Origin of the sequence: Streptomyces sp. SAI-170 (assembly GCF_049739565.1) — a bacterium.
Lineage (GTDB): Bacteria > Actinomycetota > Actinomycetes > Streptomycetales > Streptomycetaceae > Streptomyces.
In genome coordinates this window covers 2,477,490-2,504,444 of sequence record NZ_JBMGQD010000001.1, presented here as the reverse complement: position 1 = coordinate 2,504,444, position 26,955 = coordinate 2,477,490, and the positions used below count along the sequence as shown (strand labels likewise).

The 26,955-nt window shown below is 71.7% G+C and carries 23 protein-coding genes; 16 read left to right on the top strand and 7 right to left on the bottom strand.

Going from position 1 to position 26,955, the window contains the following annotated elements; genetic code table 11:
• The first annotated feature begins 75 nt into the window (after positions 1–75).
• Together RKD23_RS10935 and RKD23_RS10930 are read left to right on the top strand one after the other, a co-directional pair.
• Positions 76–2,325 (top strand): heavy metal translocating P-type ATPase, encoded by a 2,250-nt coding sequence (locus RKD23_RS10935; RefSeq protein ID WP_424853518.1) that lies wholly within the window; start codon positions 76–78, stop codon positions 2,323–2,325.
• A 56-nt stretch (positions 2,326–2,381) separates the two neighbouring features.
• Positions 2,382–2,915, top strand: a complete 534-nt coding sequence (locus tag RKD23_RS10930; protein WP_424853517.1) for a hypothetical protein — start codon at positions 2,382–2,384, stop codon at positions 2,913–2,915.
• Here RKD23_RS10930 and RKD23_RS10925 read toward each other — a convergent pair.
• Positions 2,905–4,050: a serine hydrolase domain-containing protein gene (locus RKD23_RS10925; protein WP_424853516.1), complete on the bottom strand. Its 1,146-nt coding sequence runs from the start codon at positions 4,048–4,050 to the stop codon at positions 2,905–2,907. The genes RKD23_RS10930 and RKD23_RS10925 overlap by 11 nt on opposite strands.
• Positions 4,051–4,201: 151 nt before the next feature.
• Complete coding sequence (locus RKD23_RS10920; protein ID WP_424853515.1) at positions 4,202–4,564, bottom strand: winged helix-turn-helix transcriptional regulator; 363 nt, start codon at positions 4,562–4,564, stop codon at positions 4,202–4,204.
• Between the two features lie 68 nt (positions 4,565–4,632).
• Between RKD23_RS10920 and RKD23_RS10915 the strand changes: the two genes are divergently transcribed.
• Positions 4,633–5,232: an NADPH-dependent F420 reductase gene (locus RKD23_RS10915; RefSeq protein WP_424853514.1), complete on the top strand. Its 600-nt coding sequence runs from the start codon at positions 4,633–4,635 to the stop codon at positions 5,230–5,232.
• Here RKD23_RS10915 and RKD23_RS10910 read toward each other — a convergent pair.
• Both RKD23_RS10910 and RKD23_RS10905 read right to left on the bottom strand, forming a co-directional pair.
• Complete coding sequence (locus tag RKD23_RS10910; protein ID WP_424853513.1) at positions 5,229–5,927, bottom strand: glycerophosphodiester phosphodiesterase; 699 nt, start codon at positions 5,925–5,927, stop codon at positions 5,229–5,231. The two genes, RKD23_RS10915 and RKD23_RS10910, sit on opposite strands and share 4 nt — an antisense overlap.
• A 20-nt stretch (positions 5,928–5,947) precedes the next feature.
• The gene (locus tag RKD23_RS10905) at positions 5,948–6,979 is read right to left on the bottom strand and encodes an adenosine deaminase (protein WP_424853512.1); all 1,032 of its coding nucleotides are present in this window, start codon (positions 6,977–6,979) and stop codon (positions 5,948–5,950) included.
• Positions 6,980–7,215: 236 nt separating this feature from the next.
• Here RKD23_RS10905 and RKD23_RS10900 point away from each other — a divergent pair, with 236 nt between their 5' ends.
• The gene (locus tag RKD23_RS10900; RefSeq protein ID WP_424853511.1) at positions 7,216–7,836 is read left to right on the top strand and encodes a DUF4190 domain-containing protein; all 621 of its coding nucleotides are present in this window, start codon (positions 7,216–7,218) and stop codon (positions 7,834–7,836) included.
• A 56-nt stretch (positions 7,837–7,892) separates the two neighbouring features.
• Positions 7,893–8,357 carry a DUF4190 domain-containing protein gene (locus RKD23_RS10895; protein WP_424853510.1) on the top strand — a complete coding sequence of 155 codons (465 nt, stop codon included), beginning with the start codon at positions 7,893–7,895 and terminating at the stop codon, positions 8,355–8,357.
• 57 nt (positions 8,358–8,414) lie between these two features.
• Here RKD23_RS10895 and RKD23_RS10890 read toward each other — a convergent pair whose 3' ends face one another.
• Positions 8,415–8,972, bottom strand: a complete 558-nt coding sequence (locus RKD23_RS10890; protein ID WP_424853509.1) for an NADAR family protein — start codon at positions 8,970–8,972, stop codon at positions 8,415–8,417.
• A gap of 211 nt (positions 8,973–9,183) precedes the next feature.
• On the opposite strand from RKD23_RS10890, the gene RKD23_RS10885 reads away from it, so the two are divergent.
• The 8 genes from RKD23_RS10885 (at position 9,184) to RKD23_RS10850 (ending at position 19,076) form a co-directional block, all read left to right on the top strand.
• Positions 9,184–10,719: a gamma-aminobutyraldehyde dehydrogenase gene (locus tag RKD23_RS10885; protein WP_424853508.1), complete on the top strand. Its 1,536-nt coding sequence runs from the start codon at positions 9,184–9,186 to the stop codon at positions 10,717–10,719.
• A 55-nt stretch (positions 10,720–10,774) separates the two neighbouring features.
• On the top strand, positions 10,775–12,022 hold the full coding sequence (locus RKD23_RS10880; RefSeq protein WP_424853507.1) for a polyamine ABC transporter substrate-binding protein: 1,248 nt from the start codon (positions 10,775–10,777) through the stop codon (positions 12,020–12,022).
• A complete protein-coding gene (locus RKD23_RS10875; RefSeq protein ID WP_424853506.1) occupies positions 12,019–13,197 on the top strand; it encodes an ABC transporter ATP-binding protein in 1,179 nt (392 codons plus the stop codon). The genes RKD23_RS10880 and RKD23_RS10875 overlap by 4 nt, the downstream gene beginning before the upstream one ends.
• Entirely contained in the window at positions 13,197–14,126 is a 930-nt protein-coding gene (locus RKD23_RS10870; RefSeq protein WP_404046506.1) for an ABC transporter permease, read from the top strand. The genes RKD23_RS10875 and RKD23_RS10870 overlap by 1 nt, the downstream gene beginning before the upstream one ends.
• Entirely contained in the window at positions 14,127–14,927 is an 801-nt protein-coding gene (locus RKD23_RS10865; RefSeq protein ID WP_424853505.1) for an ABC transporter permease, read from the top strand.
• A gap of 24 nt (positions 14,928–14,951) precedes the next feature.
• A complete protein-coding gene (locus tag RKD23_RS10860) occupies positions 14,952–16,379 on the top strand; it encodes an NAD(P)/FAD-dependent oxidoreductase (protein WP_424853504.1) in 1,428 nt (475 codons plus the stop codon).
• 100 nt (positions 16,380–16,479) lie between these two features.
• Positions 16,480–16,941, top strand: a complete 462-nt coding sequence (locus tag RKD23_RS10855; RefSeq protein WP_424853503.1) for a hypothetical protein — start codon at positions 16,480–16,482, stop codon at positions 16,939–16,941.
• A gap of 341 nt (positions 16,942–17,282) precedes the next feature.
• Entirely contained in the window at positions 17,283–19,076 is a 1,794-nt protein-coding gene (locus tag RKD23_RS10850; RefSeq protein ID WP_424853502.1) for a chitinase, read from the top strand.
• Here RKD23_RS10850 and RKD23_RS10845 read toward each other — a convergent pair.
• Together RKD23_RS10845 and gabT are read right to left on the bottom strand one after the other, a co-directional pair.
• Positions 19,015–19,896, bottom strand: coding sequence for a phosphatase PAP2 family protein (locus RKD23_RS10845; RefSeq protein ID WP_424853501.1), 882 nt, complete (start codon positions 19,894–19,896; stop codon positions 19,015–19,017). The genes RKD23_RS10850 and RKD23_RS10845 overlap by 62 nt on opposite strands.
• Before the next feature lie 121 nt (positions 19,897–20,017).
• The gene (gabT, locus tag RKD23_RS10840; protein WP_424853500.1) at positions 20,018–21,352 is read right to left on the bottom strand and encodes a 4-aminobutyrate--2-oxoglutarate transaminase; all 1,335 of its coding nucleotides are present in this window, start codon (positions 21,350–21,352) and stop codon (positions 20,018–20,020) included.
• Between the two features lie 249 nt (positions 21,353–21,601).
• On the opposite strand from gabT, the gene RKD23_RS10835 reads away from it, so the two are divergent.
• From RKD23_RS10835 to RKD23_RS10825, 3 genes are all read left to right on the top strand, one after another.
• Positions 21,602–23,671, top strand: a complete 2,070-nt coding sequence (locus RKD23_RS10835) for an ATP-binding protein (protein WP_424853499.1) — start codon at positions 21,602–21,604, stop codon at positions 23,669–23,671.
• Positions 23,672–23,802: 131 nt separating this feature from the next.
• Complete coding sequence (locus tag RKD23_RS10830) at positions 23,803–25,380, top strand: PucR family transcriptional regulator (RefSeq protein ID WP_424853498.1); 1,578 nt, start codon at positions 23,803–23,805, stop codon at positions 25,378–25,380.
• A gap of 120 nt (positions 25,381–25,500) precedes the next feature.
• Positions 25,501–26,946 (top strand): aldehyde dehydrogenase family protein, encoded by a 1,446-nt coding sequence (locus RKD23_RS10825; RefSeq protein ID WP_404046528.1) that lies wholly within the window; start codon positions 25,501–25,503, stop codon positions 26,944–26,946.
• Positions 26,947–26,955 lie beyond the last annotated feature (9 nt).

The window sequence follows — 26,955 nt, the reverse complement described above, 5'->3', positions numbered from 1 at the left end:
AATACCTGCCGGGGGTATACCTGTGGGAGTCAGATACCCCCCAGGGGTATGAACGCGGTCCGGGAGGGACTCCTCATGACCACCACGGCCCCCGAGGCCACCGCAGCCGGCCGGGTAGAGCTCGCCATCGGCGGCATGACCTGCGCCTCCTGTGCGGCGAGGATCGAGAAGAAGCTCAACCGCATGGACGGCGTCACCGCCACGGTCAACTACGCCACCGAGAAGGCGCAGGTGACGTACACGGGCGAGGTGACCGTGCCCGACCTGATCGCCACGGTCGAGGCCACCGGCTACACCGCGCGGGAGCCGCAGCCGGCCGTGACCGGGAGCGGGGCCGCCGGGGGGCCGTCGGAGCCGGACGAATTGCTGCCGCTGCGGCAGCGGCTGGTGACGGCGGTCGTGCTGGCGGTGCCGGTGATCGTGATGGCGATGGTCCCGGCGGCGCAGTTCGAGTACTGGCAGTGGCTCTCGCTGACGCTCGCGGCGCCGGTGGTGACGTACGCAGCCTGGCCCTTCCACAAGGCCGCCTGGACGAACGCCCGCCATGGTGCGGCGACGATGGACACGCTGATCTCGGTGGGCACGATCGCGGCGTTCGCATGGTCGCTGTGGGCGCTGTTCCTCGGCACCGCCGGCACACCCGGGATGACGCACCCCTTCGAGCTGACCATCGCCCGCTCCGACGGTGCCGGGAACATCTACCTGGAGGCGGCGGCCGGGGTGACGGCGTTCATCCTGGCCGGGCGGTACTTCGAGGCGCGGTCCAAGCGCCGGGCGGGGGCCGCGCTGAAGGCGCTGCTGGAGCTGGGCGCGAAGGAGGTCACCGTCCTGCGCGGCGGCCGCGAGGAGCTGATCCCCGTCGGCGACCTGAAGGCCGGTGACCGGTTCCTGGTGCGGCCCGGCGAGAAGATCGCCACCGACGGTGTCGTCGTCGAGGGCACCTCGGCCGTGGACGCCTCGATGCTGACCGGCGAGTCCGTGCCGGTCGAGGTCGGCGTCGGGGACCCCGTCACCGGTGCCACCCTCAACGCCGGTGGCCGGCTGGTCGTCGAGGCCACCCGGGTGGGGGCGGACACGCAGCTGGCGCGGATGGCGAAGATGGTCGAGGACGCGCAGAACGGCAAGGCGGCCGCACAGCGGCTGGCCGACCGGATCTCCGGGGTGTTCGTGCCGGTCGTCATCGCGCTCGCGCTCGGCACGCTCGGCTTCTGGCTCGGCTCGGGCGAGGGACTGACCGCCGCCTTCACCGCCGCGGTCGCCGTACTGATCATCGCCTGCCCCTGCGCCCTCGGGCTCGCCACGCCGACCGCGCTCATGGTGGGCACCGGGCGCGGCGCCCAGCTCGGCATCCTGATCAAGGGCCCCGAGGTGCTGGAGAGCACCCGCAAGGTCGACACGATCGTGCTGGACAAGACCGGCACCGTCACCACCGGCAGGATGACCCTGCTCGCCGTCCACACCCACGAGGACGAGGCCGAAGTGCTGCGGCTCGCCGGCGCCCTGGAACACGCCTCGGAGCACCCCATCGCCCAGGCCGTCGCCGCCGGAGCGCTGGAGAAGCTGGGCGCGCTGCCCGCCCCGGAGGACTTCGCGAACATCGCCGGACTCGGCGTCCAGGGCGTCGTCGACGGCCACGCCGTCCTCGTCGGCCGGGAGCGGTTGCTGGCCGAGTGGGCGATCGAACTGCCCGCCGAGCTCCAGCGTGCCAAGCACGAGGCCGAGGCGGCGGGCCGGACCGCCATCGCCGTGGCCTGGGACGGGGAGGCCCGCGCGGTGCTGGAGGTGGCCGACGCGGTGAAGGACACCAGCGCCGAGGCCGTCCGGCGGCTGCGCGCCCTCGGGCTCACCCCGATCCTGCTCACCGGGGACAACCGGGCCGTCGCCGAGGCGGTCGCCGCCGAGGTCGGTATCGACGAGGTCATCGCCGAGGTGCTGCCCGAGGACAAGGTCGCCGTCGTCAAGCGGCTGCAGGACGAGGGCCGCTCGGTCGCCATGGTCGGCGACGGCGTCAACGACGCGGCCGCGCTCGCCCAGGCCGACCTGGGCCTGGCCATGGGCACCGGCACCGACGCCGCCATCGAGGCGGGCGACCTGACCCTGGTCCGCGGTGACCTGCGGGTCGCGGCCGACGCCATCCGGCTCGCCCGCAAGACCCTGGGCACCATCCGCTCCAACCTGTTCTGGGCCTTCGCCTACAACGTCGCCGCCCTCCCGCTCGCCGCGGCCGGTCTGCTCAACCCGATGATCGCCGGAGCGGCCATGGCCTTCTCCTCGGTCTTCGTGGTCGGCAACTCCCTGCGGCTGCGCCGCTTCAAGGCCGCCTGACCCGGCACGGCAGCCCCGCTTTTGAACGTGTTCAAAAGCGGGGCTACGCTGTGCCCATGAACGACAGAGCCGCCCTGGTGAAGGGCATCCGTGTCTGGCTGACCCTCTTCGTCGTCTGTCTGGTGCTCAGCGGAGCCACCGCGTTCCCTCTGGTCCACGAACTGCGCTGGACCGAGGACCTGTTGCACACCCTCTCCGTCCAGGACCACCTGCCGGGCCTGACGGAGTGGATCGAGCGCGTGCGGCGGGGTCTCGACCGGGCCGACGCCGACTATCCGTTCCTCCTCTACGGCACGGACTGGCTCGCCTTCGCCCACCTCGTCATCGCCGTCTTCTTCTACGGCGTCCTGCGCGACCCGGTCCGCAACATCTGGGTCGTGGAGGCCGGGATGATCGCCTGCGCCGGCATCGTCCCGCTCGCCCTGATCTGCGGACCGATCCGCGGCATCCCCTTCTGGTGGAGCGTCGTCGACATGTCCTTCGGCGTCTTCGGAGTGATCCCGCTGTATGCCGTACGCCGGAGGATCAAGCGGCTGGAGGCGCTGACGGAAGCACCGCCCGCGCCCTCGGCCGCCCCTGTCAGCGGTTGAACGCCGGGAAGGCGAAGCGCTGGGCTATGGCCAGGCCGTCGGAGCGTGCTTCCGTGGAGTTGACGGAGAAGACGACCGTCCGGCACAGGTCGGGCGTGGCGGCGATGCCCGTGGCGTAGCCGGGGCGGGAGCCGGACTTGCCCCACACCTGATGGCCGCCCAGCACGAAGGTCTCCAGCGCCATGCCGTACCGCGCCCCGTCGACCGCCGGGAGCGTGAGCATCTCCTTCAGCAGCGCCGGCGGCACGACCCGGCCGCCGAACACGCCCTTCAGCAGCCGCTCCAGGTCGGCGGTCGTCGAGATCAGGTCGCCGGCCGCCCAGCGGTCCGACATGTTCCACTCCGTGACGTCGACCAGTTCGCCGTCGATCCACTCGTAGCCGCGGTTGTGCGGGCCGTGCACCCGCGGGTCGGGGCCCGCGGGGAAGGAGGAGGCGTGCATGCCCAGCGGACGGAAGACCCGCACCTGCGCCTGATGGGCGTACGAGTCGCCAGTGACCTTCTCGATCAGCATGCCGAGCACGGTGTAGTGGATGTTGCCGTACGTCTGCCGCGAACCGGGCGTGTACGCCGGGCCCTTGGCGACCGCGGCCGCCACCACCTCCCGCGGTGTCAGCGTCTCGAAGCGGTGCGGGAACATCTCCTCGGTCGTGTCGCCGAAGCCCGCCCCCGGCTGGAGGCCGCTGGTGTACGTCAGCAACTGCCGTACGGTGATCGGCTCGAAGGCGTCGGTGAGCAGGCCGGGCAGATACTCCTGCACGGTGCCGTCGAGGTCGACGCGCCCCTCGGCGACCAGTTGCAGCACGATCGACGCGGTCACCACCTTGGTCGTCGAGCCGGCCCGGAACCGGCCGTGCTCCAGCACCGGCGCCCCGGTCCGCACATCGCGCACCCCGGCCGCGCCGTGCCAGCTCCCCTTGCCGCCCACGCGGATCTGGGCGGCCGTCACCATGTCGTCCGGTATCCCCGCGAGCGCGGCGGCGAGGGCCTCCGTGTCCGGCCCCGTCGTCCACGAGCAGGTGGCCGCCGGTGTCCGGCCGTCCGACGCGGCGAACACGGGGGCGGCCAGCGGGCCGGCCGCCAGGGCCAGGGCGAGAGAGGCGGCGACGACGGTCGTACGGCGGTGCAGAGGCATGGGCGGGCTCCGAGGAAGATCGGTGCGGACGTTGTGTGATCAGCCTGCGGCAGAGCGTCGCCGAGCGGATCATCACCGAGGAGGGCACCGGCCCCTCGGAAAACCCCGAGCAACTCGCCCGCCCCGCAAGGGGATCGCCCGGGGCGGCCCCCTAGGGGTGCCCCTCGGTCCAGCGTTCCTGGGCCGCCATCACCTCGTCGCCGTGCTCGAACGCCCAGGCGCCGAAGGCGTCGATCGGCGCCAGCAAGGTCCGGCCCAGGCCGGTCAGTTCGTACTCCACGCGCGGCGGTGAGCCGCCGTACGCGCGCCGGGACACGAGCCCGTTGAACTCCAGTCGGCGCAGAGTCTCGGTCAGTACCTTCTGGCTGATCCCGCCGATCCGCGCGCGCAGGTCGCCGGGGCGGCGGGGGCCGTCCCTCAGGGCCCACAGCACCACCGAGTTCCAGGTGTTGGCGAGCAGGTCGAAGGCCAGCCGCGCACGGCAGTCGGCGAGGAAGGTCGAGTCGCTGGTCACGTACCGAATGGTGCCTGAACTCCCTTCTACGGTCGGGGAAAACGGACTCGAGCAAGGGAGACGCGCGCATGCGCATAGGAATCCTCGGCACCGGCGGCATGGCGGACGCGCTCGGCACCCAGTGGGCGCGTGCCGGGCACCAGGTCCTCGCCGGCGGCCGCTCCGGGCCGACGGGGCTGCGGGAGGCCGCGGAGTTCGGCACGGACGCGGTGCTGCTGGCCGTCCCCCACGAGGCCGCGGCCCAGCTCGTCGCCGGGCTCGCGGAGCCACTGCGCGGGCGGACGCTGATCGACTGCACCAACCCCGTCGGCGCCGGGTTCGCCCTGCTGACCTCGGGCGGGCCCTCGGCAGCGGAACGTATCGCCGCCGCGGCCCCCGGAGTTCGCGTGGTCAAGGCCTTCAACCTCTGCCACGTCGACGTCTGGCGCCGCACGCCGCCCGTCTTCGACGGCCGCCCCCTCGCGGTGCCGCTCGCCGGGGACGACGAGCCCGCCCTGGACGTCGTACGGCAGCTCGTGCGGGACATCGGCTGCGAGCCGGTGCACGCCGGCGGGCTGGACCGGGCGGGTCTGGTGGAGGCGACGGCCGCGCTGCTGATCCGGCTGTGGGTGGGGGAGGGGGCGGACGCGCAGGCGATCGCACCGCCGCTGGCGTACGCGGCGGGCTAGACCGCCTGTGCGGGGGCGGACTTCAGGCGGGCCAGGACGTCGACGCGGTTCGTGGTGATCGAGTCCACGCCCGCGTCGATGAGGCGGCGCATGCTGCGGCGGGTGTCCGGTGTCCACACCGACAGCAGATAGCCGTCGCGGTGCACGCGCGCGGCCAGCTCCCGGTCGACCAGCGAGAAGCGGTAGTTGAGCCACCGCGGCCGCACCGCCTCCAGCAGCGCGGCCCGCGGCGGCGCCAGCGTCGTCCAGGTCAGCGCGATCTCGGCCGCGCTGTCGGCCGCGCGCACGGCGAGCATCGCGGGGGCGCCCGCGCAGTAGTACACGCGGTCCTGTGCGCCGCACGCGCGCACCACGTCCACGACCTTGAGCGCGGCCCGGACGTCGGGGGAGCCCGGCAGGTCGAGCATCACCCGGTGTCCGTCCGTCGCCGCGAGCGCCTCCGCCAGCGTCGGCACCGCGCCGTCGGTGAGCCCCCGTACCTCCTCCGCCGACAGCGCGAGCACCGGCCGGTCCAGCTCCCACAGCCGCTTGAGCGTGTCGTCGTGCAGCAGCACCGGGACGCCGTCCCGGGTGAGCCGTACGTCGATCTCGACCGCGTCCGCGCCCAGCGCGAGCCCGGCGCGGACGGAGTCGAGGGTGTTCTCACGGAAGCGGTAGGGGTCGCCGCGGTGGGCCACGGCGGTCACGTTCTGCATGAGCCCATTGTGAGGGGACGTCAGGAGGCCAGCCACGTGGAGGTGTACGTGTCGATCTCGGCCGCGATCCGGGCCTTGCCGGCCGGGTCCAGGAAGGACGCCTCGACGGCGTTCTTCGCGAGCTCGGCCACGCCGCCCTCGTCGAGGCCGAGGAGGCGGGCGGCGACCGCGTACTCGCTGTTGAGGTCGGTGCCGAACATCGGCGGGTCGTCGGAGTTGATCGTCACCAGCACACCGGCCTGCACGAACTCCTTGATCGGGTGCTCGTCGAGGGTGGCCACAGCGCGCGTGGCGATGTTGGAGGTCGGGCACACCTCCAGCGGGATGCGGTGGTCGGCGAGGTGCCGCAGCAGCTTCTCGTCCTGCGCGGAGCTGGTGCCGTGGCCGATCCGTTCGGCGCCGAGGTAGGTCAGCGCGTCCCACACCGTCTCCGGCCCCGTCGTCTCGCCGGCGTGCGGCACGGAGTGCAGTCCGGCGGCGAGGGCCCGGTCGAAGTACGGCTTGAACTGCGGCCGCGGTACGCCGATCTCGGGGCCGCCGAGGCCGAAGGAGACCAGGCCCTCCGGGCGCAGCCGGTCGTCGGTGGCGAGGCGGACGGTCTCCTCGGCGGAGACCAGGCCGGCCTCGCCGGGGATGTCGAAGCACCAGCGCAGCACCGTGCCGAACTCGGCCTCCGCCGCCTTGCGGGCGTCCTCGATGGCGTCCATGAACGCGCGCTCGTCGATGCCGCGGCGCGTGGAGGAGTACGGGGTGATCGTCAGCTCGGCGTAGCGCACCTGCTGGCGGGCCAGTTCGCGGGCGACCTCGAAGGTGAGGAGGCGGACGTCCTCGGGGGTGCGGATCAGGTCCACGACGGACAGGTACACCTGCACGAAGTGCGCGAAGTCCGTGAACGTGAAGTAGTCCGCGAGGGCCTCGGGGTCCGTCGGCACCTTCGAGTCGGGGTGGCGGGCGGCCAGTTCCGCGACGATCCGGGGGGAGGCGGACCCGACGTGGTGGACATGGAGTTCGGCCTTCGGCAGTCCGGCGATGAAGGCGTGCAGGTCGGTCACGGGGCCTCCCGGGATGGGCGCCGGGCCCGAAGGCCGTACGGCGCGGTGATCGGCTGATCGAATAGGGCCATCGTAGGCGGGGCGGGAAGCGGTCGCCGAGGTCTCCCCCAGAGGGCCGGCCTCCGGGGCGGGAGGGGCCGTGGAGCGGCCGGCGGGCGGCAACGGTGGTCGGGTGGGGGGTGTGTCACCGGGAGGTCGTAGCATGGCCCGGACGATCGATCCCGGGGGGCTTGAAGATGACGGACGCGACGCAGCCGGGCGGCGAGAACGGGGGGTACGACCCCTGGGCGCCGCCGGAGCATCGGACGTTCCCGGACGGCAAGGCCGCCGACGCCGGGCCGCCCTCCGTGCACGACCAGGCCACCGTGACCTCCATGCCCGCCGCGGGCTTCACCCCGCCGGTCGCTGACACCGGCCAGGTCCCGCCGCCGCCCCTCGCCCCGCAGGGGCCGGCCACCAGCGGCTACGGATACCCCGGTTACCCGCAGGGCTACGGCTGGCCCGGCATGCCCCCCGCGCCGCAGAACGGCATGGGAATCGCGGCGATGGTGCTGGGCATCCTGTCCTGCTGTCTGTTCTGCCTGTACGGCGTGGTCTCCATCGTCCTCGGTGTCCTCGCGATCGTCTTCGGCGTCAAGGGCCGCCGCAAGGCGGAGCGCGGCGAGGCGAACAACCACGGTCAGGCGCAGGCCGGTCTGATCACCGGCATCATCGGTCTGATCCTCGGCATCGCCGTGCTCGTGCTGATGATCGTCGGTATCACGGCGGCCATCAACGACGACGACCACGACTCCGACTACGACGACTCGTACGGTGCCCACGGCTCCGTGTCGGTCTCCGCCCCACTGAACATCTGATGCCGTCGCAGGCGGGCCGTTACGATGCCTGACTGACGACGAGGGGAGATCTTTACATGTCCAACAGCCAGCCCGGACCCGGTGGGTTCGGCCCGCCCCCCAACCAGCCGCCGCAGCAGCCGGCCGGGGGCTACGCCTACCCGCAGCAGTCCGGCCCGGGGTACGGCTATCCGCAGCAGCCCGGCCAGGGATACCCGGCCGCGCCGCAGCCCTATGTGCAGGCGCCCGGCTATGTCATGCCGATGCAGCCGAGCAACGGCATGGGCACCAGCGGACTCGTGCTGGGCATCATCGGCGTGGTGTGCAGCCTGACGTTCTTCCTGTGGTTCTTCGGCGTCGTCCTCGGCATCCTGGCGATCATCTTCGGCGCGGTCGGCCGGGGCAAGGCCAAGCGCGGCGAGGCCACCAACAAGGGTGCGGCGACCGCCGGTCTGGTGCTCGGCATCGTGGCCACGGTCCTGCTGCCGCTGCTCGGCTTCCTGCTGTTCGCCAGCGTGATGGGTGCCGCCGGCGCGGCCTGACCCGACGGCGGTACAGCGACGGGGGCCGGTCACCGACCGGCCCCCGTCGCCGTCCGCTCAGCCGCTCCGCAGCCGCTCGCGGGCCTCCATCAGCGCGAACCCCAGAAGATTCGGCCCCCGCCAGCGCTCCGGGTCGAAGGCCGCCTCGTCGTCGGCCGCGAGGCCGATGCCCCAGACGCGGTCCACCGGGCTCGCCTCCACCAGCACCCGCTCGCCCGTGTTCAGCAGGAACTCCCGCAGATCGGCGTGCGCGGCGAACTTGTGGACGCTGCCCTCGACGACGATCCCGAACCGCTCGCGCTCCCAGACGTCCTCGTCGAAGTCGCGCACCAGCCGCCCGGCCTTCTTCGCCTGAGCGGGATGCTCCGCCGCCAGCGCCCGCCGCTCGGCCTCGGCGTCGCCGAACAGCCGCGCCTTGGCGGCCATCATCCAGTGCTCGGCAGTCGCGTACCGCGTGCCGTCCACCGTGAACGGGGACGGCCACCACTGGCTCAGACAGCTCGCGCCGACCCGTCCGTCGGGTCGCGGACGATGGCCCCAGAAGTGCAGATACTTGACCCCCGCCCCCGCGCGGACCTCCCTGACCAGGGCATCCCGAGAATCGATCTTTTCCATGCACGCGAGTCTGGCACGCACCACTGACACTCCGTCCCCGCTTTTCGTCGGCCACTCGACACCTGGTCGACAGATTCCGTCGCGTAACCAAAAGGCAACAACGGAATCCCTTGTTGGAGTGCCAGTGCTCTGTCAGGATCGGCACTCAAATCGAGCTGGAGCTACGCCACCCGCCCCCGTGGACAGCGGGGGGAAGGCGGAGGAGAGCGACATGCACAACCCGGGCACCACCACCCCGGAACGATTCCCGGCCCAGGAGCGGTTCGCGGCCGGCGCGCAGTACATCGCGGGCCGCTTCACCCAGGGCACCTCGGGCGAGACCCACGCGGTCGTCGACCCGGCCACCGGTGAGACGGTCCTCAGCTACGAGCTGGCCGGCACCGACGACGTCGACGCCGCCGTCGCCGCGGCGCGGGCCGCCTTCCCCGGATGGGCGGCAGCCACTCCGGGCGAGCGCTCCGACGCGCTGCACCGGCTGGCCGCGGTGCTCGCCGAGCGCGCCGATGACTTCGCCCGCGCCGAGTCCCTCCAGTGCGGCAAGCCGCTGAAGCTGACCCGCGAGTTCGACGTCCCCGGGACCATCGACAACGCCGCCTTCTTCGCGGGCGCGGCCCGGCACCTTCAGGGGCAGTCCGCCGGTGAGTACTCGGGCGACCACACGTCGTACGTGCGGCGCGAGCCCATCGGTGTCGTCGGCTCGATCGCCCCCTGGAACTACCCCCTCCAGATGGCCGCCTGGAAGATCCTCCCGGCGATCGCCGCGGGCAACACCATCGTGCTCAAGCCCGCCGAGATCACCCCGCTGACCTCGCTGCTGTTCGCCGAGGCGTGCACCGCGGCGGGTATCCCGGACGGCGTCGTCAACGTCGTCACCGGCACCGGGAAGGTGGCCGGCGAGCACCTGGTCGGCCACCCGGACGTGGCCATGACCTCCTTCACCGGCTCCACCGCGGTCGGCAAGCGCGTCGCCGAGGTCGCCACCGCGACCGTCAAGCGCATCCACCTGGAGCTCGGCGGCAAGGCACCCTTCGTCGTCTTCGACGACGCCGACCTGGAGGCCGCCGTCCACGGCGCGGTCGCGGGCGCCCTCATCAACACCGGGCAGGACTGCACCGCCGCCACGCGCGCGTATGTGCAGCGCCCGCTGTACGACGAGTTCGTGACCCGCACCGCCGCCCTCATGGACACCGTCCGGCTCGGCGACCCCTTCGCCCCGGGCACCGACCTCGGCCCGCTCGTCTCCCATGTGCAGCGCGACCGGGTCGCCGCCTTCGTCGACCGGGCGCGGGGCTACGCGCGCGTGGTGACCGGCGGCGAGATTCCCGAAGGGGACCTTGCCAAGGGGGCCTACTACCGGCCTACGCTCGTCGCCGACGCCGCCCAGGACAGCGAGATCGTCCAGTCGGAGATCTTCGGGCCGGTCCTGGTCGTGCTGCCCTTCGACACAGACGACGAGGGCATCGCGCTCGCCAACGACACCCCGTACGGACTCGCCGCCTCCGCCTGGAGCCGGGACGTCTACCGGGCGGGCCGCGCCACCCGCGAGATCAAGGCGGGCTGCGTGTGGGTCAACGACCACATCCCGATCATCAGCGAGATGCCGCACGGCGGTTACAAGGCGTCCGGCTTCGGCAAGGACATGTCGGCGTACTCGTTCGAGGAGTACACCCAGATCAAGCACGTCATGTTCGACAACACGGCGGTCGCCCGCAAGGACTGGCACCGCACGATCTTCGGGGACCGATAGCAGAACCAGGCCGCCCGACCAGTGGCCGACGACCTCCCGAAAGGGCACCAAGCGCATGGAGCAGTACGAGCCCGACCGCCTGTCCCCGGCCCAAGTGGCCGCCATGCGGCGCAGCCTCCGCAACGGCAGGGCCTCCCTCAGCCGCCGTTCCCTGCTGCGCGCCTCCGCCGGCGGCGCGCTCGCGGTCGGCGGTCTGGGGACGCTCAGTGCCTGCGGCATCCCCGCCGCGGGCAACACGCAGGGCGGCGTGTCCGCCGAGGACCGCTCGGCGAAGGAGAAGACCGTCAGCTTCTCCAACTGGACCGAGTACATGGACGTCGACGAGAGCGAGAAGCACCACCCCACGCTCGACGCGTTCACCGAGCGGACCGGTATCAAGGTCAAGTACACCGAGGACATCAACGACAACGTCGAGTTCTTCGGCAAGATCAAGCCGCAGCTCGCGGCCGGCCAGGACACCGGCCGCGACCTGATCTGCGTCACCGACTGGCTCGCGGCCCGACTGATCCGCCTCGGGTGGGTCCAGAAACTGGACCCGGCCAATCTGCCGCACGCCTACGCCAACCTCTCCTCCCAGTTCCGCACCCCCGACTGGGACCCGGGCCGCGCCTACTCCTACGTATGGCAGGGCATCTCCACCGTCATCGCGTACAACAAGAAGGCGCTGGACGGCGTCGAGGTGAAGACGGTCTCCGACCTGCTGGACAACCCCAAGCTCAAGGGCCGGGTCGGCTTCCTGTCGGAGATGCGCGACAGCGTCGGCATGACCCTGCTCGACATGGGCAAGGACCCCGGCACCTTCACCGCCGACGACTTCGACGCGGCCATCGCCCGCATGCAGAAGGCCGTCGACAAGGGCCAGATCCGCCGCTTCACCGGCAACGACTACACCTCCGACCTCACCAGCGGCGACTTCGCGGCCTGTATCGCGTGGGCCGGGGACGTCGTCCAGCTGAAGGCGGACAGCCCGGACATCGACTTCATCATCCCGGACAGCGGCTACATCACCTCGACCGACAACCTGCTGGTCCCCAACAAGGCCCGTCACAAGACGAACGCCGAACGGCTCATCGACTACTACTACGAGCCGAAGGCGGCCGCCGAACTCGCCGCGTACATCAACTACGTCTGTCCCGTCGACGGCGTGAAGGAAGAGCTGGCGAAGCTCGACGAGGATGCGGCGAACAACCCGCTGATCATCCCCGACAAGGCCATGGCCAAGAAGTCCCGTGCCTTCCGCTCGCTGAGCTCGAAGGAAGAGACGGCCTTTGAAGAGAAGTTCGCGAAGCTGACTGGGGCGTGATCGACGTGACGAACAAGAACGACAACACCGGTGACGTCCGCCTCTCGGGCATCAGCAAGACGTACGACAACGGCTTCACCGCCGTGCACCCGCTGGACCTGACCGTGCCGCAGGGCTCCTTCTTCGCCCTCCTCGGCGCCTCCGGCTGCGGCAAGACCACCACCCTGCGCATGATCGCCGGCCTGGAGGAGCCCACCACGGGCACCGTCTCCCTCGGCGAGCAGGACGTCACGCACCTGCCGCCGTACAAACGGCCCGTCAACACGGTCTTCCAGTCCTACGCCCTCTTCCCGCACCTCGACATCTTCGAGAACGTCGCCTTCGGCCTGCGCCGGCGCGGCATCAAGAGCGTGAAGAAGCAGGTCGACGACATGCTGGAGCTGGTCCAGCTCGGCGAGCAGGCCCGCAAGAAGCCGCACCAGCTCTCCGGTGGCCAGCAGCAGCGCGTCGCGGTCGCCCGCGCGCTGATCAACCACCCCAAGGTGCTGCTCCTCGACGAGCCCCTCGGCGCCCTCGACCTCAAGCTGCGCCGCCAGATGCAGCTGGAGCTCAAGCGCATCCAGACCGAGGTCGGCATCACCTTCGTGCACGTCACCCACGACCAGGAGGAGGCCATGACCATGGCCGACCAGGTCGCGGTGATGAACGCGGGCCGCGTCGAGCAGCTCGGCGCCCCCGCCGACCTGTACGAGAACCCGAGCACCACCTTCGTCGCGAACTTCCTCGGCACCTCCAACCTCATCGAGGCCGAGGTCGACTCCCGGAGCGGCGACGACATCGTCCTGAAGGCGGGCGGCGGCAAGCTCGTCCTGCCCGAGGCGCGATGTTCCGCGCCCACCACGACCGGCGGCAAGGTGCTGGTCGGCGTACGCCCCGAGAAGATCTCCCTGACGCACGCCGACGACGCCGGAGAGATCCCGGACGGCCGCAACCGGGTCACCGGCACGATCGCCGACGCGAGCTTCATCGGCGTCTCCACGCAGTACGTCGTCGACAGCCCGGTCTGCTCCGAGCTGGCGGTCTACGTCCAGAACGTCGACCGCGACGCCCGGCTGGTCCCCGGCGCCGAGGTCGTCCTGCACTGGAGCCCGGCGCACACCTTCGGTCTCGACGCCGCTCAGTCCCTGCTTGCTGGGACAGTGGGCTCCGCGGGCACCGAGGAAGAGGCGGTCTGATGGCAGCCACCCTCACCGACGCGCCCCCGCCGCTGGCGCCGGCGCCCGAGAAGAAGCCCCCGCGCAAGCGCGGCCGCTGGACGCCGTACCTCCTGCTGCTGCCCGGACTGGCCTGGCTGGTGGTGTTCTTCGCACTGCCGATGATCTACCAGGCGTCCACCTCCGTGCAGACCGGCTCCCTGGAGCAGGGCTACGAGGTCACCTGGCACTTCGCGACCTACTGGGACGCGCTGACCGAGTACTACCCGCAGTTCCTGCGCTCGGTGCTGTACGCGGGCTCGGCGACGGTCCTGTGTCTGCTGCTCGGCTACCCGCTGGCGTATCTGATCGCCTTCCGGGCCGGCCGCTGGCGGAACCTGATCATGATCCTGGTGATCGCGCCGTTCTTCACCAGCTTCCTGATCCGCACCCTGGCCTGGAAGACGATCCTCGCGGACGGCGGCCCGGTGGTCGGCGCGCTGAACTCGCTGCACGTCCTGGACGTCACCAGCTGGCTCGGCATGACCGCGGGCGACCGTGTGCTGGCCACCCCGCTGGCGGTGGTGTGCGGTCTGACGTACAACTTCCTGCCGTTCATGATCCTTCCGCTGTACACCTCGCTGGAGCGCATCGACCCCCGGCTGCACGAGGCGGCGAACGACCTGTACGCCAGGCCCTCCACCACCTTCCGCAAGGTCACCTTCCCGCTGTCGATGCCGGGTGTCGTCTCCGGCACCCTGCTGACCTTCATCCCGGCCGCCGGTGACTACGTCAACGCCGACCTGCTCGGCTCCACCGACACCCGCATGATCGGCAACGTCATCCAGTCGCAGTTCCTGCGGATTCTCGACTACCCGACGGCGGCGGCACTGTCCTTCATCCTGATGTTCGCGATCCTCGTCATGGTGTCGCTGTACATCCGCAAGTCCGGCACGGAGGATCTGGTTTAAATGGCCTTCGTCAACTGGCTCAAGAGCAAACTCGTCGTCATCGCGGGCCTTTTCACGCTCGGATATCTGCTGCTGCCCAACGTCGTCGTGACGGTGTTCTCCTTCAACGACCCGAAGGGCCGCTTCAACTACGAGTGGCAGAAATTCTCCACCGACGCCTGGACCGACCCGTGCGGTGTGGTGGGCATGTGCAGCTCGCTCACGCTCAGCCTGCAGATCGCCTTCTGGGCGACGCTGGGCGCGACCGCCCTCGGCACGATGATCGCCTTCGCGCTGGTCCGCTACCGGTTCCGGGCGCGCGGCGCGGTCAACTCGCTGATCTTCATGCCGATGGCGATGCCCGAGGTCGTCATGGCCGCCTCGCTGCTCACCCTGTTCCTCAACATGGGCGTCCAGCTGGGCTTCTGGACGATCCTGATCGCCCACATCATGTTCTGCCTCAGCTTCGTCGTGACGGCCGTGAAGGCGCGTGTCATGTCGATGGACCCGAGGCTGGAGCAGGCCGCCCAGGATCTCTACGCCGGCCCGTTCCAGACCTTCGTCAGGGTCACGCTGCCCATCGCGGCACCCGGAATCGCCGCGGGCGCGCTGCTCGCCTTCGCGCTGTCCTTCGACGATTTCATCATCACCAATTTCAACGCGGGCTCGACCGTCACCTTCCCCATGTTCGTCTGGGGCTCGGCGCAGCGCGGAACTCCCGTCCAGATCAATGTCATCGGCACGGCCATGTTCGTCATCGCCGTCCTGTTCGTCCTGACCTCAATGGTCATCAGCAATCGCCGCACCAAGCAAAAGGCGTAAGCGCAGTCGTAGGGAGTTGAAATCATGGCCCCAAGCGCCATGAGCCGTGGCAGTAATTCGATCAAGGCACTTTCCGACGCCCAGCCGGTCCCGTACTGGCTGGACGACCCCGGCAGGCCCCGCCCCGAGCCCGCCCTCACCGGAGCCGAGACCTGCGACCTGCTGGTCGTGGGCGGCGGCTACAGCGGGCTGTGGACCGCGCTGCTCGCCAAGGAGCGCGACCCGCAGCGGGACGTCGTACTGCTGGAGGGCCGCGAGGTGGGCTGGGCCGCCTCGGGCCGCAACGGCGGCTTCTGCGCCGCCTCCCTCACCCACGGTCTGCCCAACGGGCTCACCCGCTGGCCGGACGAGATCCACAAGTTGGAGGAGCTGGGCGCCCGCAACCTCGACGAGATCGAGAAGGCGGTCGCCCGCCACTCCTTGGACTGCGACTTCGAGCGCACCGGCGAGATCGACGTGGCCACCGAGACGTACCAGGCGTGGGAACTGCGCGACTGGTACGAGGAGATGGAGCGAAAGGGCCTCGCCGACGGCGTCGAGTTCCTGGACGCCGACGCGGTGCGGGAGCAGGTGAACTCGCCCACCTTCCAGGCGGGCCTGTACGACCGCCGCGGCGTGGCCATGCTCAACCCGGCCAAGCTGGTGTGGGGCCTCAAGCGTGCCTGCGTCGAGCTCGGTGTGCGGGTGTACGAGCACACGCCCGCCCTGACGTTGAAGCCGTACGGCGCCGGCATGGCGGTCACCACCCCCTACGGGCAGGTCCGCGCCCGCCAGGTCGCCCTCGGCACGAACATCTTCCCCAACCTGGTCAAGCGGGTGCGGGCGTACACCGTGCCGGTCTACGACTACGCCCTGATGACCGAGCCGCTCGGCGAGGAGCAGCTCGCCTCGGTGGGCTGGCGGGGCCGGCAGGGGCTCGGGGACAGCGCCAACCAGTTCCACTACTTCCGGCTCAGCGCCGACAACCGCATCCTGTGGGGCGGTTACGACGCGGTCTACCCCTACGGCGGCCGGGTGCGCGCCGAGTACGACGACCGGCCGGAGACCTACGCCAAGCTGGCCGAGCACTTCTTCACCTGCTTCCCGCAGCTGGAGGGCCTGCGCTTCACGCACGCGTGGGGCGGGGCCATCGACACCTGCTCGCGCTTCTCGGCGTTCTTCGGCACCGCGCATCAGGGCAAGGTGGCGTACGCGGCGGGCTTCACCGGTCTCGGGGTGGGCGCGACCCGCTTCGGCGCCGATGTGATGCTGGACCTGCTGGCGGGGGAGCGGACCGAGCGGACGGAGCTGGAGATGGTGCGGCGCAAGCCGCTGCCGTTCCCGCCGGAGCCGTTCGCCTGGACCGGTATCGCCCTGACCAAGTGGTCGCTGGCCCGCGCGGACGCCCATGGCGGCCGGCGGAATCTGTGGCTGCGGACGATGGACCGGCTGGGGCTGGGCTTCGACAGCTGAGGTTCTGTGAGAAAGCTGTCCGAAGTCGCGTAATGCTCGGCGCCGACCTCCCTCTCCCTCATGACGCGACCGCGTCCCCGAGCGAGAGGGAGGTCTTTTCATGGCTGGCGCGAAGACTGCGGTGGAGTGGCTGGCGTCCGTGGCACCCGACCCCGACGCCTGCCGCTGGGAGTGGGAACGCAGCCCCATGGGGGTCGCCCTGCTGCCCGCGGGCAAGGCCTGGGACGTGCTGATCCTGCCGGGCGAGCTGGGCTATCCCACCCTCGACGTGCTGACCCGCATCCTCGACCGACCGGGCCCGGTCCTGGTCGACTTCGGCGACAACCGCATGGGCTTCCTGGTGCCCCCGGGCACGGCCGCCCGCTGGGTCGGCACGGGCATCCGCACGGCCGGCGCCGGCACCTGGATCGTGGTGCCCTACCCGGGCCGCGCCACCGGCGGGGTGCGCTGGCTGGTGCCGCCGGACGGATCGGGCACGCTCACCGACCCGGCGCTGCTGGAACTGGCGATGCACGAGGCGGCGGCGGGGCTGGCGAGGGAGGAGGGGGACAGGGACGGCTAGGGCCTGTCTTCCGGATCATGCCGACGTCGCGGGGTCTGGCACGCACTCCCCCACTGCCTTAAGGGCGTGGGGGGACCCCCAGCCGCGTTGTCGTCACTCGCCGACTCCCCCACTCTCGGCTTCGCTCGAGCGGGCGGACCCCCATCGCGTCGACGCCCTCCTCCGCCTTGCAGCTGCACGCACCAGACCCCGCTCGACCCGGCCAGGAGGCGGAAGCGCCTCGCAGCCGGCCTGATCCGGAAGACAGGCCCTAGCCGCCGGAGGTCTTGACCACTCAATTGGTCTGGACCAAGCTGGGCGCGCTCCACCCCTCCCCATCTCCCCCATGTCCGGAGGCACTTGTGGACCGCACCAGACCCTTGGTCGCTCTCGTCGCGGCGACGGCACTGGCCGTACCCGGTATCACCGCGCTGTCGTCGGCCGCCCGTGCGGCCGACGCGGACCTGGCCCGCAACGGCGGCTTCGAGGCGGGCCTCGACGGCTGGACCTGCACAGCGGGTACGACCGTCACCTCACCCGTGCACAGCGGCACACGCGCGCTGCAGGCGACCCCGGCCGGCAGCGACAACGCCCGCTGCGCCCAGACGGTGACCGTGCAGCCGGACGCTCAGTACAGGCTGTCCGGCCACGTCCGCGGCGCGTACGTGTACCTCGGCGCGAGCGGCACCGGCACGACGGACGTCTCGGCCTGGACCCAGTCCGCCCCCGACTGGCAGAAGTTGACGACCACGTTCCGCACCGGCCCGTCCACCACGCGCGTCACGATCTACACCCACGGCTGGTACGGCACCGGCGCGTACCACGCCGACGACATCTCCCTCACCGGCCCCGGAGCGGCCCCGACCCAGCCGCCCGCGGCCCCGACCGGCCGGCGCACCGGCACGATCACCTCCTCCGGCGTCGCCCTGTCCTGGACGGCCGTCACCGGCGCCACGAGCTACGCGGTCTACCGCGACGGCGCGCGAGTCCAGACCGTCACCGGCACCTCCGCCACGGTCACCGGCCTGACCCCGTCCACCGCCTACGCGTTCCAGGTCACGGCCCTCAACGACGCCGGGGAGTCCGCCCGTTCGGCGACCGTCACCGCCACGACCGCCCCGAGCGGCGGAGGTTCCTCGGACCTGCCGCCCCACGCCCTGGTCGGCTACCTCCACACCACCTTCGCCAACGGCTCCGGCTACACCCGCCTGGCCGACGTGCCCGACAGCTGGGACGTCATCGACCTCGCCTTCGGCGAACCCACCTCCGTCACCTCCGGCGACATACGGTTCGACCGCTGCCCGGTCACCGAGTGCCCGAACGTGGAGAGCGACGCCGACTTCAAGGCCGCGATCAGGGCCAGGCAGGCCGCCGGCAAGAAGGTGCTGATCTCCATCGGCGGCCAGAACGGCCAGGTGCAGCTCACCACCACCGCCGCCCGCGACACCTTCGTGGCGTCCGTCTCGAGGATCATCGACGAGTACGGCCTCGACGGCCTGGACATCGACTTCGAGGGCCACTCGCTGTCCCTGAACGCCGACGACACCGACTTCAGGAACCCGAGGACCCCGGTGATCGTCAACCTGATCTCCGCCCTGAAGACCCTGAAGGCCAAGTACGGCTCGAAGTTCGTCCTCAGCATGGCCCCGGAGACCTTCTTCGTGCAGCTCGGGTACCAGTACTACGGCACCGGCAAGTGGGGCGGCCAGGACCCGCGCGCGGGGGCGTACCTCCCGGTGATCCACGCCCTGCGCGACGACCTGACGCTGCTGCACGTCCAGGACTACAACTCCGGCCCGGTCATGGGCCTGGACAACCAGTACCACTCCATGGGCGGCGCCGACTTCCACATCGCCATGACCGACATGCTCCTCACCGGCTTCCCGGTCGCCGGCGACCCGAACAACGTCTTCCCGCCGCTGCGCCCCGACCAGGTCGCCATCGGCATGCCGGCCTCGGTGAACGCGGGCAACGGACACGTGGCTCCCGCCGAGGTCGTGAAGACCCTCGACTGCCTGACGAAGAAGCTGAACTGCGGCTCGTACACCACCCACGGCACCTGGCCGACGCTGCGCGGCCTGATGACGTGGTCGGTCAACTGGGACCGGTACGCGAACTGGGAGTTCCAGCGGACCTTCGACGGCTACTTCGGCTGAGGACGAGGACGAGGCCGACGTACACGGTCAGCAGAGCCGTCGACAGGCACCAGCTCGCCACCACGTCCAGCGGCCAGTGGTAGCCGCGCCGGACGAGGCCGTACGAGGTGCCGAGGACGAGGAGGGCCGCGAGCGCGACCACCGTCCGGCGGGCGTACGCGCGCGTGAGCCACGGCAGGAGCAGCAGGGCCGCCGTCCCGTAGGCGACGGCGGCCGTCGCTGTGTGGCCGGACGGGAAGTAGCCGGTGCCGGGCGGCATGGCCGAGGTGCCCGGGCGGTCGGTCAGCTCCTTGACGGGGACGACGATCGCCGGGACCAGGGCCATCAGTAGGCCCGCGGCGACGAACGGCAGCCACGGACGGTCCGTACCGGAGCCACGCGCGCGCCAGGCCGCATACACCGCGGCCACCGCCAGCACCGGGACGGCCACGGGCACGCTCCCGAGGTCGGCGAGGAGCTCCGAGGCGCGGTCCGGGTGGACCAGGGCACGGCTGAGGCGTTCGTCCAGACGCAGCAGCGGCCCGTCGGCGACGACCTGCCAGGTGCTCAGCGTGAAGAGGAGCACGGGCAGGAGAAGAAGAAGCAGCAGGGGGAGGAAAAAGGTCGGCCGTCCCGGAACAGGGGGGGTGGTTCCGGGACGGCCGAACTGATCGGAATGTCGCGCGCCCCGGGGGGTCTGGGGCGAGCGACCGTCCGATCGGTGAGGAGATCCGGAGCCAGAGGCTCCGTGTGTGTGCGCGAGGGCACGACCAGGTCGAAGCTGGGGAGGCCCCGGCCTGGGTTCGCCCGCAGGACCCTGCGAGCGGGGTGTATCTCTCATCTGGGAAGAACCTACGACAGGAGGTGGGGGGTGGACAGCAGGAACAGCATCCTGCCATCCACCCCCCACACGTTCTTCACACGTCTGCCGCAGGCGGCCGTCAGAGGTGCGGATCAGTCGCTCAGATGCGTGCGAACGCCTGCTCGATGATGTCCAGACCCTCGTTCAGCAGGTCGTCGCCGATGACCAGCGGGGGCAGGAAGCGCAGCACGTTGCCGTAGGTGCCACAGGTCAGGACCAGCAGGCCCTCGGCGTGGCAGGCCTTGGCGAGCGCGGCGGTCGCCTCCGGGTTCGGCTCCTTGGTGGCGCGGTCCTTGACCAGCTCGATGGCGATCATGGCGCCACGGCCACGGATGTCGCCGATGATGTCGAACTTCTCGGCCATGGCGCCGAGGCGCGCCTTCATGATCGCCTCGATGTTCTTCGCCTTGGCGTTGAGGTCCAGCTCCTTCATCGTCTCGATGGAGCCGAGCGCACCGGCGCAGGCGACCGGGTTGCCGCCGTAGGTACCGCCCAGGCCGCCGGCGTGGGCGGCGTCCATGATCTCGGCGCGGCCGGTCACCGCGGCCAGCGGCAGACCGCCGGCGATGCCCTTGGCGGTGGTGATCAGGTCCGGGACGATGCCCTCGTCCTCGCAGGCGAACCACTGGCCGGTGCGGCAGAAGCCGGACTGGATCTCGTCCGCCACGAACACGATGCCGTTGTCGTTGGCGAACTTCACGATCTCCGGCAGGAAGCCCTTGGCCGGCTCGATGAAGCCGCCCTCGCCGAGGACCGGCTCGATGATGATCGCGGCGACGTTCTCGGCGCCGACCTGCTTGCTGATCTGGTCGATGGCCTGCTTGGCGGCCTCGGGGCCCGCGTTCTCCGGGCCGGTCGGCCAGCGGTAGCCGTACGCCACCGGCACGCGGTAGACCTCGGGCGCGAACGGACCGAAGCCGTGCTTGTACGGCATGTTCTTCGCGGTCAGCGCCATCGTCAGGTTCGTCCGGCCGTGGTAGCCGTGGTCGAAGACGACGACGGCCTGGCGCTTGGTGTACGCACGCGCGATCTTGACGGCGTTCTCGACGGCCTCGGCGCCGGAGTTGAACAGGGCGGTCTTCTTGGCGTGGTCACCCGGGGTGAGCTCGGCGAGGGCCTCGGCGACCTCCACGTAGCCCTCGTAGGGGGTGACCATGAAACAGGTGTGGGTGAAGTCGGCGAGCTGGGCGCTCGCGCGGCGCACGACGGCCTCGGCGGAGGCGCCGACGGAGGTCACGGCGATGCCGGAGCCGAAGTCGATCAGGCGGTTGCCGTCGACGTCCTCGATGATGCCGCCGCCCGCGCGCGCGGTGAACACGGGCAGCACCGAGCCCACGCCCTGCGCCACCGCGGCGAGGCGGCGGGCCTGCAGCTCCTGCGACTTCGGGCCGGGGATGGCGGTGACGACGCGGCGCTCCTGCGGAAGTGCGGTCATGAGGGCTCCTGTGGGGTCTTACGGACGTCTTTACGGACGCTTTCCTTCTTTTGTCGCAGGCTAGGCCCGGTGCGGAGGGGTGGGCATGCTCCATGTGGGCGTTTTCGCGGCCGCCCCTTGTCCGTCATGGACATAGCCCTGCGAGCGAGGCCGGCGGCGACGCCTGGCGCGTACCGGTGAACTCCCCCTGGGAGGGCGTTAGATTGACCGCTGATGATGGACCGAGCGGCTGGCCAGGGGGCAAGGGCGATGAACGGCGACGGCACGCAGGACGCACGGGGCACACAGGCCAATCCGGTGCCGCGTCCGGCGGGGCCCCCGCCGATGCCGGCGGTACCGCCCAGGCCGGACGGGTCGGCGTTCCTGACCTGGCTGCGGACGCCCAGGCCGGAGGCGGCGCCGGGGGTGTGGCGGTTCGGGCACAAGCCGCGCTCGGCGCAGGAGCCCGAGGAGATCCCGGCCCGGCAGCTGATCGGCGGGGCGGTCATCGCACTGCTGGTGGGCTGGCTGATCTGGTCGCTGCTGTGGAACGGATACCTCGGCGGCTGGTGGCTGCTTCCCCTGGACGCCATGACGACGTCATGGACGGACCCCAATTCGTACAGCCGGGTGGTCTTCGGCTGGGCCTGGTACGTCGTGGTCGCCCTGGGGATCGTCATCGGCATGGGCCGGCTCGGTCGCTGGGGTGAAGTGTGGCGGCGCCTCGTCGCCCCGCACCTCAGGCGCCGCGAGAGCACCCCGCCCCCGCCGCCGCCCGAGCAGGACCCCGCCGAATGGCCCGCCCTGCGGGCCGCCGGGGCCGTCGACGCCGCCGAGCGGCTGGCCGCCGAGGCCAGGACGGGGCTGATGCGGGACGTGGACCACGCCCGGATCGTGCGGGCCTGGCAGGGCGTGCGGACCGGCCGGTTCAGCCTCGCCACGTTCACCGGGGCCGTGCTCAAGGACGGCGCCGCCGCGTGTCTGCACCCTTCCGGGGAGCGCGACCTGCCCGCGCGGCTCGCCCGGCACGACCTGGTCACCGGACAGGTGCGGCTCGGCACCACCGCCGACGACCCCCGCAACCCGTACTCCTACCGCGGCACCGGCCTCGGCCTCGGCCCGGATCTGCTCGGCACCTCGCTGGTCGCCGTCGGCCCGGCCGGCTCCGGCAAGACGGGGAGCCTGGCGCGGCCGCTCACCGAGTCGCTGTGCCTGCAGGCGCTGGCCGGGCGCACGGCCGTCGTCGCGGTCGGCGCGGCGGGCGCCGGGCTGGGTCCGGCCGACGCCTTCGACGTCGTCGTACGCATCGGCAACCCGGACTCCGTCTACGACCTCGACCTGTACGGCGGCACCGGCGACCCCGACGAGGCGGCCGCCATACTGGCCGAAGCGCTGGTGGGGGACCTCGACGAGGTCCGCCGTGCCACCACCGTCCTTGCCCAGCTCCTCGGGCCGTTCCGGGCCGTGCACGGCCGCTTCCCCGGCGTCCCCGAGCTGCGCCGGCTCCTGGACGGCGACCCGGGACCCCTCGCCGAGCTGCGCGAGGCGCTGCGGGAGCAGGGACAGGACTCCCTGCTGCGGGAGCTGGACGCGCGCGAGCGGCAGGCGGGGCAGCCGGGCGACCCGGGCGGGGCTCTCACGGACCGGATCGCGCTGCTCGACCGCCCCGCCTTCGCGGGCTTCTTCGACACCTCCGGCCAGTCCCGGCCCTTCTCCCTCAAGGCCCTCGACCACCCCGTCCGGGTCCGGGTCGACCTGCCCGAGCGCGGCCACGCCGACGCCTCGCGGATGCTGGCCCGGCTGGTGCTGGCCCAGTTCACGGCGAGCGTGACCGTACGGGAGGACAGGTCGCTGTTCGCCTGTCTGGTGCTGGACGACGCCACCGGGGTCGTCACGCCCGAGGCGGTGCGCGGCATCCAGCGGCTGCGGTCGGCCAACGCCGGGGTCGTGCTGACCCTGCGCACCCTCGACGACGTACCGCGTCCGCTGCGCGGCCCGCTGCTCGGGGCCACCGGCTGCCGGATGGCGCTGTCCGGGCTCACCCCCTGGGACGGCCAGGACTTCGCCGAGGTGTGGGGCAAGGAGTGGACCGAGGCCCGGGACGTCACCGACCGGCAGATCATCGCCGAGACCCCGGCCGGCAAGGCCGTGCACATGCTGCGCCGGGTGATCACCGGCAAGGCGCCCACCGCGCGGGCCGTCACCGTCCGCCAGGTCGAGCGGGAGCGCTGGTCGGCGTCCGAGCTGGCGCATGCGGTGCCGCCGGGGCATGCCGTGTTGTCGCTGACGACGGTGAAGGGGGAGCACGCGCCGCCGTTGCTGGTGGATCTGCGGAACTGAGGGTCCACGGGTGGGGCCGGACCGTACGGTGAGGCAGAATCGAAGGTGGTCGTTCATACACGGCGGCCAAGTGATCGTGCGCCTCGCTCGTGTCTCCTGGACGCTCGCGTCCCCCTAGATCTGAAGGCCTCATGCCCCCCACGCTCGCCTCGCTCGTCCACCACTCCGCGCTCAAGCTGACCGTGCGGGCGGGCGAGGGCCGTCTGGACGTGCCCGTGCGCTGGGCGCACGTCAGTGAGCTCGCCGATCCCGTGCCCTACATGGAGGGCGGCGAGCTGCTGCTGGTCACCGCGCTGAAGCTGGACGCCGAGGAGCCCGAGGCGATGCGGCGGTATGTGCGGCGGCTGGTCGGGGCGGGGGTCGTCGGGCTCGGGTTCGCCGTCGGCGTCAACTACGACGAGATCCCCAAGGCGCTCGTCGACGCCTGCGCGCAGGAGGGCCTGCCCCTGCTGGAGGTGCCCCGCCGCACCCCGTTCCTCGCCATCACCAAGGCAGTCTCCGCCGCCATCGCCGCCGACCAGTACCGGGCGGTCACCGCGGGCTTCGCCGCCCAGCGCGAACTGACCAAGCAGGCACTCGGCGAGGGCCCCGAAGGGCTGCTCGGCGCGCTCGCCGCGCAGGTCGACGGGTGGGCCGCGCTGTACGACGCCTCGGGCGCGGTCGTGGCCGCCGCGCCGGACTGGGCGGGCCGCCGCGCCGCCCGGCTCACCGCCGACGTGGAGCGGCTGCGCGAGCGGCCCGCGCCCGCCAGCTCCGTGGTGGGCGGGCCCGAGCACGAGGACCGGGTCGAGCTGCACTCCATCGGCACCGGCCGCCGCCCCCGCGCCGCCCTCGCCGTCGGTACCGCTGCCGCCCTCGGCACCGCCGAGCGCTACGCCGTCCACTCCGCCATCGCCCTGCTCACCCTCACCACCGAACGCTCCCGCTCGCTGCACGCCGCCGAGCAGCGGATCGGCGCGGCCGTGCTGCGCATGCTGCTCGCCGGGGAACCCGACCATGCCCGCGCGGTCGCGGGTGACCTGTACGGGGGGCTGCTGGACGCGCCGTTCCGGATCGTCCTCGCCGAGAGCGTGGCGCCTTCCGGGGGCCGCCTCGACACGCTCACCGAGCTGGTGGAGTCGGCCGCCGCCCGCGCGGGCGAGGCCGTGCTGGTGGTGCCCGAGGGAGAGCGCCTGGTGGTGCTGGCCGCGGACGAGGGCGCCGCGGCGGGCGCGTGCCTGGAGTACGCCGCCGAGCACGAGGCCGCACGGGGCGGCGTACGGGACCAGGCGCCCGGGGACGAGGAGGAGCTGGTCGTCGGACTGTCCGCGCCCGCCGGGCCGATCGCCGCGGCGGCCGCCTACAAGCAGGCCGAGCAGGCGCTGAGCGTGGCCCGCCGCCGCGGGCGCGTCCTCGTCGAGCACGAGCAGCTCGCCGCCGGGTCCGTGCTGCCGCTGCTCGCCGACGACGCCGTGAAGGCGTTCGCCGACGGGCTGCTGCGGGCCCTGCACGACCACGACGCCACCGGCCGCGGCGACCTCGTCGCCTCCCTGCGGGCCTGGCTGTCCCGGCACGGCCAGTGGGACGCGGCCGCCGCCGACCTCGGCGTGCACCGGCACACCCTGCGCTACCGGATGCGGCGCGTGGAGGAGATCCTCGGCCGCTCCCTGGACGATCCGGACGTACGGATGGAGCTGTGGCTCGCGCTGAAGGCGACCGCACCCGAGTAGAAGTCCAAACCGGCGTACGCCGACCCCCGACTGCTACGAATCGGACAAGCCCGCCGCTCACGCCCCCCACCTACGGTAGAGCCGACAAGCACACCTCTACGCGGAAGGGCCGGGACTCGAATGACCGCCACCCACGCCTTCTGGCTCGCCGGCCGCCAGGCCACCGGCACCGACACCTTCGACGTGACGAACCCGTACGACGGCCGTCTCGTCGGCAAGGTCAGCGTCCCGACCGAGGCCCAGGTCGAGGAGGCCGTCGCCGCCGCGCACGCGGTCCTCGACGAGTTCGCCGCCACCCCGGCCCACGTACGCGCCGCCGCCCTCGACCACGTCTCCAAGCGGCTGGCCGAGCGCACCGAGGAGATCGCCCAGCTGATCTCCGCCGAGAACGGCAAGCCGATCAAGTGGGCGCGCGGCGAGGTCGGCCGTGCCGTGTCCGTCTTCCGCTTCGCGGCCGAGGAGGCCCGCCGCTTCAACGGCGGCGAGGCCCAGCGCCTGGACACCGACGCCGGCGGCGTCGGCCGCCTGGGCCTGACCCGCCGCTTCCCCAAGGGCGTCGTCCTCGGCATCGCGCCGTTCAACTTCCCGCTGAACCTGTGCGCCCACAAGATCGCCCCGGCCATCGCGGTCGGCGCGCCGATCATCCTCAAGCCGGCCCCCGCCACCCCGCTGTCCGGCCTGATCCTCGGTGAGCTGCTCGCCGAGACCGACCTGCCGGCCGGTTCCTGGTCCGTGCTGCCGGTCCTCAACGAGTCGATGCCCGCCCTGGTCCAGGACGAGCGCCTGCCGGTGATCTCCTTCACCGGTTCCGACAAGGTCGGCTACGCCATCCAGCAGTCGGTGCCGCACAAGCACTGCACGCTGGAGCTGGGCGGCAACGCCGCCGCCGTCGTGCTCGGCGACTGGTCCTCCGAGGCGGACCTGGACTGGGCGGCGACCCGGATCGCCACCTTCTCCAACTACCAGGCCGGCCAGTCCTGCATCTCCGTGCAGCGCGTGATCGCCGACGCCTCCGTCTACGACCGCCTGGCCGAGAAGGTCGTCGCGGCCGTCGAGGCGCAGGGCGTGGGCGACCCGGCCGCCGACTCCACCGACGTCGGCCCGCTGGTCAGCGAGGACGCCGCCCAGCGCGTCGAGGCCTGGGTGAACGAGGCCGTCGCCGCCGGCGCCAAGCTCCTGACCGGCGGCACCCGTGAGGGCGCCACCGTCGCCCCGACCGTGCTCGCCGATGTGCCCGAGGGCGTCACCCTCGCCACCGAGGAGGTCTTCGGCCCGGTCCTCACCCTGCACAAGGTCGACGGCGAGGCCGAGGCGTTCGCCGCGGTCAACGACTCCAAGTTCGGCCTCCAGGCGGGTGTGTTCACCCACGACCTGCAGACCGCCTTCCGCGCCCACCGCGCCCTGGAGGTCGGCGGCGTCATCGTCGGCGACGTCCCCTCCTACCGCGCCGACCAGATGCCCTACGGCGGCGCCAAGCAGTCCGGTGTGGGCCGCGAGGGCGTCAAGTACGCCATGGACGACTACACCTACGAGCGCGTCCTGGTCCTGACCGGTCTGGCCCTCTGAGCCGGATCC

Coding starts and splice junctions, on each gene's coding strand:
- RKD23_RS10885 (WP_424853508.1), top strand. CDS start 9,184: ATGCACAACCCGGGCACCACCACCCCGGAACGATTCCCGGCCCAGGAG.
- RKD23_RS10870 (WP_404046506.1), top strand. CDS start 13,197: ATGGCAGCCACCCTCACCGACGCGCCCCCGCCGCTGGCGCCGGCGCCC.
- RKD23_RS10860 (WP_424853504.1), top strand. CDS start 14,952: ATGGCCCCAAGCGCCATGAGCCGTGGCAGTAATTCGATCAAGGCACTT.
- RKD23_RS10915 (WP_424853514.1), top strand. CDS start 4,633: ATGCGCATAGGAATCCTCGGCACCGGCGGCATGGCGGACGCGCTCGGC.
- RKD23_RS10845 (WP_424853501.1), bottom strand. CDS start 19,896: ATGAGAGATACACCCCGCTCGCAGGGTCCTGCGGGCGAACCCAGGCCG.
- RKD23_RS10890 (WP_424853509.1), bottom strand. CDS start 8,972: ATGGAAAAGATCGATTCTCGGGATGCCCTGGTCAGGGAGGTCCGCGCG.
- RKD23_RS10930 (WP_424853517.1), top strand. CDS start 2,382: ATGAACGACAGAGCCGCCCTGGTGAAGGGCATCCGTGTCTGGCTGACC.
- RKD23_RS10910 (WP_424853513.1), bottom strand. CDS start 5,927: ATGCAGAACGTGACCGCCGTGGCCCACCGCGGCGACCCCTACCGCTTC.
- RKD23_RS10880 (WP_424853507.1), top strand. CDS start 10,775: ATGGAGCAGTACGAGCCCGACCGCCTGTCCCCGGCCCAAGTGGCCGCC.
- RKD23_RS10865 (WP_424853505.1), top strand. CDS start 14,127: ATGGCCTTCGTCAACTGGCTCAAGAGCAAACTCGTCGTCATCGCGGGC.
- RKD23_RS10825 (WP_404046528.1), top strand. CDS start 25,501: ATGACCGCCACCCACGCCTTCTGGCTCGCCGGCCGCCAGGCCACCGGC.
- RKD23_RS10900 (WP_424853511.1), top strand. CDS start 7,216: ATGACGGACGCGACGCAGCCGGGCGGCGAGAACGGGGGGTACGACCCC.
- RKD23_RS10895 (WP_424853510.1), top strand. CDS start 7,893: ATGTCCAACAGCCAGCCCGGACCCGGTGGGTTCGGCCCGCCCCCCAAC.
- RKD23_RS10925 (WP_424853516.1), bottom strand. CDS start 4,050: ATGCCTCTGCACCGCCGTACGACCGTCGTCGCCGCCTCTCTCGCCCTG.
- RKD23_RS10935 (WP_424853518.1), top strand. CDS start 76: ATGACCACCACGGCCCCCGAGGCCACCGCAGCCGGCCGGGTAGAGCTC.
- gabT (WP_424853500.1), bottom strand. CDS start 21,352: ATGACCGCACTTCCGCAGGAGCGCCGCGTCGTCACCGCCATCCCCGGC.
- RKD23_RS10835 (WP_424853499.1), top strand. CDS start 21,602: ATGAACGGCGACGGCACGCAGGACGCACGGGGCACACAGGCCAATCCG.
- RKD23_RS10830 (WP_424853498.1), top strand. CDS start 23,803: ATGCCCCCCACGCTCGCCTCGCTCGTCCACCACTCCGCGCTCAAGCTG.
- RKD23_RS10855 (WP_424853503.1), top strand. CDS start 16,480: ATGGCTGGCGCGAAGACTGCGGTGGAGTGGCTGGCGTCCGTGGCACCC.